Annotated in this window: 10 protein-coding genes and 1 tRNA gene; 6 read left to right on the forward strand and 5 right to left on the reverse strand. The window is 45.6% G+C overall.

What is annotated here, in order from left to right; genetic code table 11:
• Window positions 1-2: 2 nt before the first annotated feature.
• From ACED45_RS03660 to folB, 3 genes are read right to left on the reverse strand one after another with little or no spacing between them, the layout of a single operon-like run.
• Window positions 3-806, reverse strand: coding sequence for an undecaprenyl-diphosphate phosphatase (locus ACED45_RS03660; RefSeq protein ID WP_048658005.1), 804 nt, complete (start codon window positions 804-806; stop codon window positions 3-5).
• A 15-nt stretch (window positions 807-821) separates the two neighbouring features.
• Complete coding sequence (folK, locus tag ACED45_RS03665; protein ID WP_048662646.1) at window positions 822-1,304, reverse strand: 2-amino-4-hydroxy-6-hydroxymethyldihydropteridine diphosphokinase; 483 nt, start codon at window positions 1,302-1,304, stop codon at window positions 822-824.
• Window positions 1,301-1,660 carry a dihydroneopterin aldolase gene (gene folB / locus ACED45_RS03670; protein ID WP_055319014.1) on the reverse strand — a complete coding sequence of 120 codons (360 nt, stop codon included), beginning with the start codon at window positions 1,658-1,660 and terminating at the stop codon, window positions 1,301-1,303. Before folB ends, folK begins: the two co-directional genes overlap by 4 nt.
• 138 nt (window positions 1,661-1,798) lie before the next feature.
• Here folB and plsY point away from each other — a divergent pair, with 138 nt between their 5' ends.
• On the forward strand, window positions 1,799-2,395 hold the full coding sequence (gene plsY / locus ACED45_RS03675) for a glycerol-3-phosphate 1-O-acyltransferase PlsY (protein WP_009847793.1): 597 nt from the start codon (window positions 1,799-1,801) through the stop codon (window positions 2,393-2,395).
• A gap of 43 nt (window positions 2,396-2,438) precedes the next feature.
• On the opposite strand, the gene ACED45_RS03680 is transcribed toward plsY, so the two are convergent.
• Window positions 2,439-3,254: an alpha/beta fold hydrolase gene (locus ACED45_RS03680; protein WP_102478469.1), complete on the reverse strand. Its 816-nt coding sequence runs from the start codon at window positions 3,252-3,254 to the stop codon at window positions 2,439-2,441.
• A 106-nt stretch (window positions 3,255-3,360) separates the two neighbouring features.
• Window positions 3,361-4,377: a tRNA (adenosine(37)-N6)-threonylcarbamoyltransferase complex transferase subunit TsaD gene (gene tsaD / locus ACED45_RS03685; RefSeq protein WP_017061410.1), complete on the reverse strand. Its 1,017-nt coding sequence runs from the start codon at window positions 4,375-4,377 to the stop codon at window positions 3,361-3,363.
• Between the two features lie 258 nt (window positions 4,378-4,635).
• Between tsaD and rpsU the strand changes: the two genes are divergently transcribed.
• The 5 genes from rpsU (at window position 4,636) to ACED45_RS03710 (ending at window position 9,374) form a co-directional block, all read left to right on the forward strand.
• Entirely contained in the window at window positions 4,636-4,851 is a 216-nt protein-coding gene (rpsU, locus tag ACED45_RS03690; RefSeq protein ID WP_004396009.1) for a 30S ribosomal protein S21, read from the forward strand.
• Window positions 4,852-4,876: 25 nt separating this feature from the next.
• Window positions 4,877-5,320: a GatB/YqeY domain-containing protein gene (locus ACED45_RS03695; RefSeq protein ID WP_017069475.1), complete on the forward strand. Its 444-nt coding sequence runs from the start codon at window positions 4,877-4,879 to the stop codon at window positions 5,318-5,320.
• Between the two features lie 119 nt (window positions 5,321-5,439).
• Window positions 5,440-7,191: a DNA primase gene (dnaG, locus tag ACED45_RS03700; RefSeq protein ID WP_017062923.1), complete on the forward strand. Its 1,752-nt coding sequence runs from the start codon at window positions 5,440-5,442 to the stop codon at window positions 7,189-7,191.
• A gap of 99 nt (window positions 7,192-7,290) precedes the next feature.
• Window positions 7,291-9,135 carry an RNA polymerase sigma factor RpoD gene (rpoD, locus tag ACED45_RS03705; RefSeq protein WP_048614894.1) on the forward strand — a complete coding sequence of 615 codons (1,845 nt, stop codon included), beginning with the start codon at window positions 7,291-7,293 and terminating at the stop codon, window positions 9,133-9,135.
• Between the two features lie 163 nt (window positions 9,136-9,298).
• Window positions 9,299-9,374, forward strand: a tRNA-Ile gene (locus tag ACED45_RS03710).
• The last annotated feature ends 10 nt before the right edge of the window (window positions 9,375-9,384 follow it).

Here is a 9,384-nt window from a genome sequence, read left to right on the forward strand (position 1 = left end):
CGCTACTGCATCATCAAGAAAGCAAATAGACCAAAACCTAGAATCAGGCGGTAGATAACAAACGGTGTCATACCCATACGAGAGATCAGCTTCAAGAAGAAGTGGATACAGATATAAGCACTAATGAAAGAAACCACGATTCCCGTTAGCAAAGTGCCAGCATGAATTGGGTCACCACTGGTCACTAACTTCAGACCCAAGTAACCACCAGCCAGAGTGATGATTGGGATAGACATCAAGAAAGAGAATCGAGCTGCTGCTTCGCGTGTGAAACCAAGATACAGCGCCGCGGTAATGGTTGCACCAGAACGAGACGTGCCCGGAATGATCGCCATTGCTTGAGCAAGGCCTATAAACAGCGCCTTTTTCCAACCCGCTTGGTATTCGTCATCACGCAAGCTTGAATTCTTATCCACCCACCATAACAACAGACCGAAGATAATCGTTGTGGTTGCGATCACCCACGCACTGCGTAAGTAAAGCTCAACAATATCTTTCATCAACAAACCAAAGATACACGCTGGAATCGTCGCGAGAATGATCATCCACGCTAACTTCGCTTCCTTGCTGCGATCGCCTTTAAACACTGAACCAAAGAATGCGCTCAACAGAGAGACCACTTCTTTACGGAAATAGATAACGACGGCGGCTAAAGTACCGACATGGACAGCAACATCAAAAGCCAAGCCTTGATCTTCCCAACCTAAAACAGCAGAAGGAAGGATTAAATGTGCAGAACTGGAAATAGGTAAAAACTCAGTAAAGCCTTGCACCAACGCCAACATAAACGCTTCAAAATAACTCATTACTTACCTTAAAAATTATAGTTTTATATCTACGACAGAGAGCGAGTCTAATTGCTGCATCTTCTGCCATATTTCACTGACGGTTCTTCCGTCTTGCGGGATCACTCTCGCAGGACAAAGATCATAAAGCGGTTGTGTTACAAAAGGATATTTGTAGATATCACTGCGTGGTAATTCTGGTTCGCGCTCAGAAACCACCTCTCCAAACAGCACAATATCAAGATCGAGTTTTCGATCTTGAAGTTTGTGCGCATCTTGAGAGCGACCCCATTTAAACTCAATTTTACGCAGCTGCTGTGAAAATTCAGTCAATGAGAGTGACGTGTCGAGCTCTATCACAAAGTTATAAAACGGATGGCTATTAAAACCCACGGGCTCACAGTGATAGATTTTAGAGCATTTAAGGTTAGTCCCTAACGATTGAAGCTCTGTCCATGCCACCCTTGCATGCTTGTCGCGGTCTATGTTCGTGCCAACACCAACATAGGCTACTGTCATGCTCGGCCTCGTTCGATGATCACGCCAACAGCTTTTGCTTGTGGTACTGCGCCCGGTTTAGCCAAGCGGATTTTGATCCAAGGCACAGAGAATTGAGTCATGATCAATTCAGCGACTTCTTCAGCCACACGCTCCACTAGCAGGAATCGGCCATTCGCAATGTGGTCAAGCACGGCAGTACTCACAGTCGAGTAATCCAAAGCATCAACCACATCATCACTCTTACCTGCAGGGCGGTTGTCATGAGCCATTTCAATATCAAGCACAAGTTTTTGTTTAATCTCTTGTTCCCAATCGTAAACACCGATCGTTGTAATTACTTCTAGCTGTTCAATGAAAACTTTATCCAGTGCCATGACTTGTCCTTTTAGAGGTCGGATACCCATATTGGGGAAAAAAACGTATTATTTGCGTAATTCGAGATATGATATCAATTACTCTTGGATTGAGCATTATTTTCCCATCGTTAGGCTTATAACCGTTTAAGGAAAGACATGACCCCATTGGCACTAATCATGATCATTGCAGCCTATTTGCTAGGTTCAATCTCTAGTGCGGTCTTGATATGCCGAGTCTTAAGGCTTCCTGATCCAAGAACGGTGGGCTCCAATAACCCTGGTGCCACTAATGTACTGCGCGTTGGCGGTAAAGGCGCAGCTGCAGCAGTCCTCCTGTGTGACATGCTGAAAGGCACCATCCCCGTCTGGCTTGGCTACTACCTCAAGATCGACCCAATCATTTTAGGCGTTGTGGCGATTGCGGCGTGTCTTGGCCATATGTATCCGATCTTCTTCCACTTTAAAGGTGGTAAAGGCGTCGCAACCGCACTCGGAGCTATCGCCCCAATAGGATTCGATCTAACCGGTATGATCATGGCGACTTGGTTAGTTGTGGCGTTTTTGTTTCGTTACTCTTCTTTAGCGGCACTGGTTACTGTGCTACTTGCCCCTTTCTACGCTTGGTTAGTCAAACCTCAATACACATTGCCAGTAGCCATGCTGTGCTGTTTGATCGTGTTACGTCACCACCAGAATATCCGCCGCCTACTCGATGGCAGCGAACCAAAACTCGGACAAAAAAAATCGGCTTAAACTGTCACGTCTAAGCCGAACCATAGTATTCAGTATTTAAAGCTTACAGCAGATGTTTATCTAAAAACGTCTTCAGCATTGTGTTCACAAACTCTGGTTGCTCTAACGAGCTAATATGACCTGCGCTAGGAATTACCACTAATTCACTGCCCGTAATGCAATCGTGCATTAGGTATGACTCAAGTACCGGACGTGGTTTGTCTTCTTGTCCTACCGCAATCAACACAGGTAGCGCGAAGTTCTCTACTGATTCGATCATATCACGACGTCCAAAGACCATTCGACCGATGCGCGCCACTTCTTCCGCTTTATCACCCTTAAGTTCAGATAACTGCTGAGTAAAACCTTCCACTAAAGCTGGCGTGTGGGTTTGAGCATCGTTTGCGAAGAACAGTGGAACCACAGCTTCAACAATCGGTTGAGGAACCATCTTAGTTTGAGTGATGGTGTCTAACATGTGGAAGTATTTAGCGTGTGCAACTTCTGGCTCTAAACCCACAAAGGTATCCATTAATACCAATGACTTGACTCGAGCAGGTGCTAACTCCGCAAGCTCCGTTCCCCACATACCGCCAACCGATAAACCTACCACTGAGAATTCATCGATCTCTAAATGATCAAGCAGAGCCAAAACGTGCTGAGCGTAATCTTTCAAGTTACGCATCGAAGCTGGTGCAGCTTGAGATTCACCATGAGACCAAAGCTCAGGCACAATACAACGGTACTGAGTTTTCAACGCCTCAATCTGTGGCTTCCACATTGCACTATCCCAAAGGTAGCTGTGGCCTAATACAACAACAGGGCCTTGACCTTCATCTAGGTACGCCATCAATTGATTGTCTACTGTGAACTTGTTCATCTTCTTCCCTAATCTCTATCAGCAATTATTTATCGACATACAGTCGGTAAGCTAAGATATAAAAACGGCCGCACAAGGCGACCGTTTATCGAAACACTATATTCAATTACGCAATTGGCTCTAGCTGGTCAATAGGCCAACGCGGTGTGGCATGAACAGACAAATCAGCCGTTTCGCCATTCTTCAAGCGCTGCATACCCGCATAAGCGATCATCGCACCATTATCTGTACAGAATTCTGTGCGCGGGTAGTACACCTCACCACCGACTTTCTTAGCAAGAGCTTCAAGCTCAACACGCAGTTGTTTGTTGGCACTTACACCGCCAGCAATCACTATACGTTTCATGCCCGTTTCAACCAAGGCTCGCTTACACTTGATTACTAAGGTTGCACAAACAGCTTCTTGGAATGCATAAGCGATATCAGCGCGAGTTTGGTCATCATTATCGTTATCGCGAATGGTATTCGCTGCGAACGTCTTCAAACCAGAAAAGCTCATATCTAGACCCGGACGATCGGTCATTGGACGCGGGAACTTAAAACGACCCGGAGTGCCTTTTTCCGCCAAACGGGATAACAGTGGACCACCAGGGTAATCTAAGCCCATCAGTTTCGCGGTCTTATCAAACGCTTCACCCGCTGCATCATCAATCGATTCACCAAGGATTCGATATTCACCAATACCTTTCACTTCTACCATCATGGTATGGCCGCCAGAAACCAGCAGAGCCACAAATGGGAATGGTGGTGGGTTATCTTCTAGCATTGGCGCCAGAAGGTGACCTTCCATATGGTGAACAGGCACTGCAGGCACTCCCCACGCATAAGCAATACTGCGACCAATCGTTGCACCAACCAGCAGTGCCCCTACTAAACCAGGGCCAGCCGTGTAAGCCACACCATCAATGTCTTTCGACGTTAGGTTCGCTTCAGCTAATGCCGCTTTAATAAGAGGAATTGTTTTTTTCACGTGGTCACGTGAAGCTAGCTCAGGTACCACACCACCGTAATCGGCGTGCAGCTTTACTTGGCTATATAATTGATGAGAAAGCAGCCCTTGCTCATCATCATAAATCGCGATTCCTGTTTCATCACAAGAGGTTTCAATACCAATAATGCGCATAATTTTCTCGGCACGCTTTCGTCTAAAATGGGAAATTAGCGCAATATTACCCTGCCTAAGCTCTTCAAACAAATATTGTACAGACTATAATCGACAAAGTGCTTTACAAAGCCACTGTGATCGGATTAAAATTCCGCACCATTTTTGATCAAGCTGGTTAATGGCCAAACGCGAATAGAGAGTTAGCTCGATGGGTAACTTCTCTGATTTGGTACTGAGTAGCCAGCGATAATGAATAACCCCTGAGGTGAAAGGCATATGCCAATAGTTAAAGTACGTGAAAACGAACCGTTCGACGTTGCACTACGTCGTTTCAAGCGCTCTTGTGAAAAAGCAGGTATCCTTTCTGAAGTTCGCCGTCGCGAGCACTACGAAAAGCCAACTACAGTTCGCAAACGCGCTAAAGCAGCAGCTCAAAAGCGTCACGCTAAGAAGCTAGCTCGCGAAAACGCACGTCGCGTTCGCCTGTACTAATAACTTAATCCATAAGGACTGAGTTATGGCTCTTATTGAACAACTCAAAGAAGAGCAAAAATTAGCGATGAAAGCCAAGGACAAACCGCGCCTTGGCACTATCCGCTTAGCTCTTTCAGCAATTAAGCAACGTGAAGTTGACGAACGGATCACTCTGAACGACGACGACATTCTTGCTGTATTAGTTAAAATGGTTAAGCAACGTCGCGATTCTGTTGCTCAATATGAATCAGCAAATCGTCAAGATCTTGCTGACGTGGAAAAAGCAGAAATTACGGTACTTGAAGGCTTTATGCCTCAACCGCTAACTGATGAAGAAGTTATTGCACTACTTGATAGCGCAATCGCCGAAGCTCAACCAGCGGGCATGCAAGACATGGGTAAAGTAATGGCTATCTTGAAACCACAAATTCAAGGGCGTGCAGATATGGGTAAAGTTAGTGGTTTAGTTCGTTCTAAACTCGCTTAATCCCAAATCAAATTGCAACAAGCCGTGCAATCCTTCGGAACGCACGGCTTGTTTGTATCTGTAACCTATTCAAACTATTATTATCCACACTCTCAGTTAGTGCATTTTTCTAAGGTTTTATGGCAGGACACATCCCGCGTAGTTTCATTGATGATCTCCTAGCGCGTCTCGACATTGTCGACATAGTGGACGCACGCGTGAAACTTAAGAAAAAAGGCAAAAACTATGGTGCTTGTTGCCCATTCCACAACGAAAAGACCCCTTCTTTTAGCGTAAGCCAAGAAAAACAGTTTTATCACTGCTTTGGTTGTGGCGTACACGGTAATGCTATCGACTTCATTATGGAGTTCGAACGTCTCGATTTTGTTGAAGCGATTGAAGAGCTTGCCTCTTTCTTAGGCCTCGATGTTCCTAGAGAGCAACGTAGCGGCGAGATATCAACAGCACCAAGAGCCAACAGCGAACAAAAACGTAACCTCTACGATTTGATGGGCGGCATCAGTAATTTTTACCGCTCTCAACTGAAAATATCAGCCAACAAACCTGCGATTGATTACCTAAAGAATCGTGGCCTTTCGGGCGAGATCGTCCAGAAGTTTGGCATTGGTTATGTGGCCGATGAGTGGGACTTAGTTCGTAAGAACTTTGGCCAACAGAAAGAAGCCCAAGACATGCTCGTAACTGGCGGCATGTTAATTGAGAACGATAAAGGTAACCGATACGACCGATTCCGTGGACGCGTAATGTTCCCGATTCGCGATCGTCGTGGCCGTGTGATTGGTTTTGGTGGTCGTGTATTAGAAGACGGTACTCCAAAATATCTCAACTCACCAGAAACGCCTATCTTCCATAAAGGTAAAGAGCTTTACGGCCTTTATGAAGTGCTGCAAGCCTACCGTGAACCGCCGCAAATACTTGTGGTTGAAGGTTACATGGATGTCGTGGCATTAGCGCAATATGGTGTTGATTACTCAGTAGCATCACTGGGCACATCGACAACCGGTGACCACGTTCAAATGCTGTTCCGCCAAACCAGCACAGTGGTTTGTTGTTACGATGGTGACCGAGCAGGTAAAGAAGCCGCGTGGCGCGCACTAGAAAATGCCCTTGAGTACCTGAAAACCGGTAACACACTCAAGTTTCTATTCTTGCCCGACGGTGAAGACCCAGACAGCTATATAAGAGAACACGGCAAAGCCGCTTTCGAACAGCTTGTTCAAAATGCGACACCGCTTTCGACCTATTTGTTCGATAACCTGATTGAAATACACAAGTTAAACTTGGGAACAACCGAAGGGAAATCGGCACTGCGCGCACACGCTAGCGCATTGATTAACAAAATCCCTGACAGTTACTTCCAAGAGTTGCTCGAAAAATTGCTCGATGAGCGCACTGGATTTGATAACCAATTGAGGCGAGCGCGTGTTCATACACAGAACCCGACACCTCAACCGCATAAAGAGCTGAAACGCACTCCAATGCGTGAAGTTATCGCTTTGCTTATCCAAAATCCGAGCTATGCTGATATGGTACCGGATTTATCAAGTGTCAAAGGCTTACAGCTGCCTGGACTAAGTTTATTCGTCGAAGTACTTGATAAATGCCATGCGCATCCCCATATCAACACAGGCCAATTATTAGAGCATTGGCGACACAATAAACATGAGGCTCTTCTGTCTCGTCTCGCGAGCTGGGAAATCCCCCTCGACGAAGACAATCAAGAAGACATATTTTTAGACTCATTGGACAATATACTTGCCCAGTGCGTTGAAAAACAAATTGAAAACCTGCAGGCCAAAGCAAGAAGCGTCGGTTTATCAGCCGAAGAAAAAAGGGAGCTACTAGCTTTAATGCTAGATCTAAAAGCGTAACCCTGTTTGATTAGTCAGCATTTAATAAATTTGTTAACATAATTGGTTTGCATTTGAGAATGCAACGTCCTTCACCAGACCTGAAGTTGGATATCATCTATGGATCAAAATCCGCAGTCACAGCTTAAATTACTTGTTATTAAAGGCAAGGAACAAGGCTATCTGACCTACGCCGAAGTAAACGACCACCTACCTGCAGAAATCGTGGATTCTGAACAGGTAGAAGACATCATTCAAATGATTAACGACATGGGTATCAAGGTAGTTGAAACTGCACCTGATGCTGATGATCTAGCACTTAATGATGACGATGCCAATATAGATGAAGATGCAGCCGAAGCTGCAGCTGCCGCGCTTTCAAGCGTAGAAAGCGAGATTGGCCGTACTACTGACCCAGTTCGTATGTACATGCGTGAAATGGGTACGGTTGAACTACTGACTCGTGAAGGCGAAATCGACATTGCGAAGCGTATTGAAGATGGTATCAATACGGTTCAACTTTCTGTTGCTGAGTACCCAGGCACTATTCCATACATCTTGGAACAGTTTGACCGCGTACAAGCAGAAGAGATTCGCTTAACAGACCTAATCAATGGCTTTGTTGACCCAGACGACGATGGTACAGCTGCGCCAACGGCGACTCACATCGGTTCAGAACTTGCTGAAACTGATCTGGAAGACGAAGACAAAGAAGACGCTGAAGACGACGAGGAAGAGGAAGAAGAAGATACAGGTATTGATCCTGAGCTTGCTCTTGAGAAATTCACAGCACTTCGTACTAGCTACCAGAATCGTCAACTAGCGATCAACGAGTACGGCCATGAAAGCCCGAAAGCTATGCTTGCAACGACAATGATGCAAGACGTATTCAAAGAGTTCCGTCTAACACCAAAACAGTTTGATTACCTAGTAAACGAACTGCGTAACTCTATGGATCGTGTACGTACTCAAGAACGCCTAATCATGCGTCAAACGGTTGAGTACGGCAAAATGCCGAAGAAATCTTTCATTGCTCTATTTACTGGTAACGAATCTAGCGAAGCATGGTTGGATGAAGTTCTTGCTTCAGACAAGCCATACGCAGAAAAGATTAAACGTAACGAGCACGACATCCGTCGCTCTATCCAAAAACTGGATATGATCGAACGTGAAACGTCTCTTACTGTTCAAAGCATCAAAGATATCAGCCGTCGCATGTCTATCGGTGAAGCGAAAGCTCGTCGTGCGAAGAAAGAGATGGTTGAAGCGAACTTACGTCTAGTAATCTCGATTGCTAAGAAGTACACAAACCGTGGTCTACAATTCCTGGATCTAATCCAAGAAGGTAACATCGGTCTGATGAAAGCGGTAGATAAGTTTGAATACCGTCGTGGTTACAAGTTCTCTACTTACGCTACTTGGTGGATCCGTCAAGCAATCACTCGTTCGATTGCCGACCAAGCTCGTACTATCCGTATTCCGGTTCACATGATCGAAACGATCAACAAACTAAACCGTATCTCTCGTCAAATGCTACAAGAGATGGGTCGTGAACCACTTCCGGAAGAACTGGCTGAACGCATGCAAATGCCTGAAGACAAGATCCGTAAAGTACTGAAAATCGCTAAAGAGCCAATCTCAATGGAGACACCAATCGGTGACGACGAAGATTCGCACCTAGGTGATTTCATCGAGGATACAACGCTAGAACTACCTCTAGACTCTGCAACGGCAACCAGCCTACGCGGTGCAACTAAAGACGTTCTTGCAGGCCTAACACCTCGTGAAGCTAAAGTACTGCGTATGCGTTTCGGTATCGACATGAACACTGACCACACTCTTGAAGAGGTTGGTAAACAGTTCGACGTAACTCGTGAACGTATCCGTCAGATCGAAGCAAAAGCACTGCGTAAACTTCGTCACCCAAGCCGCTCAGAAACTCTGCGTAGCTTCCTAGACGAGTAATCGCACACTCAAGTGTGGTTAGCTTTTAAGCATAAATAAGAAAAGGTGAGCGTTGGCTCACCTTTTTTTTATCTGTGTGATTTAAGTGGCTAAGATGTAAGCGGAATTGCCCCTTATAGTGTCTAGACACCATTGAACGCTTCCCCTATAATCTATGCCCTACGGCCCCTTAGCTCAGTGGTTAGAGCGCACGACTCATAATCGTTCGGTCCCCAGTTCAAATCTGGGAGGGGCCACCAAATTCCGATA

Origin of the sequence: Vibrio crassostreae (assembly GCF_041439375.1) — a bacterium.
Classification (GTDB): Bacteria; Pseudomonadota; Gammaproteobacteria; order Enterobacterales; family Vibrionaceae; genus Vibrio; species Vibrio crassostreae_D.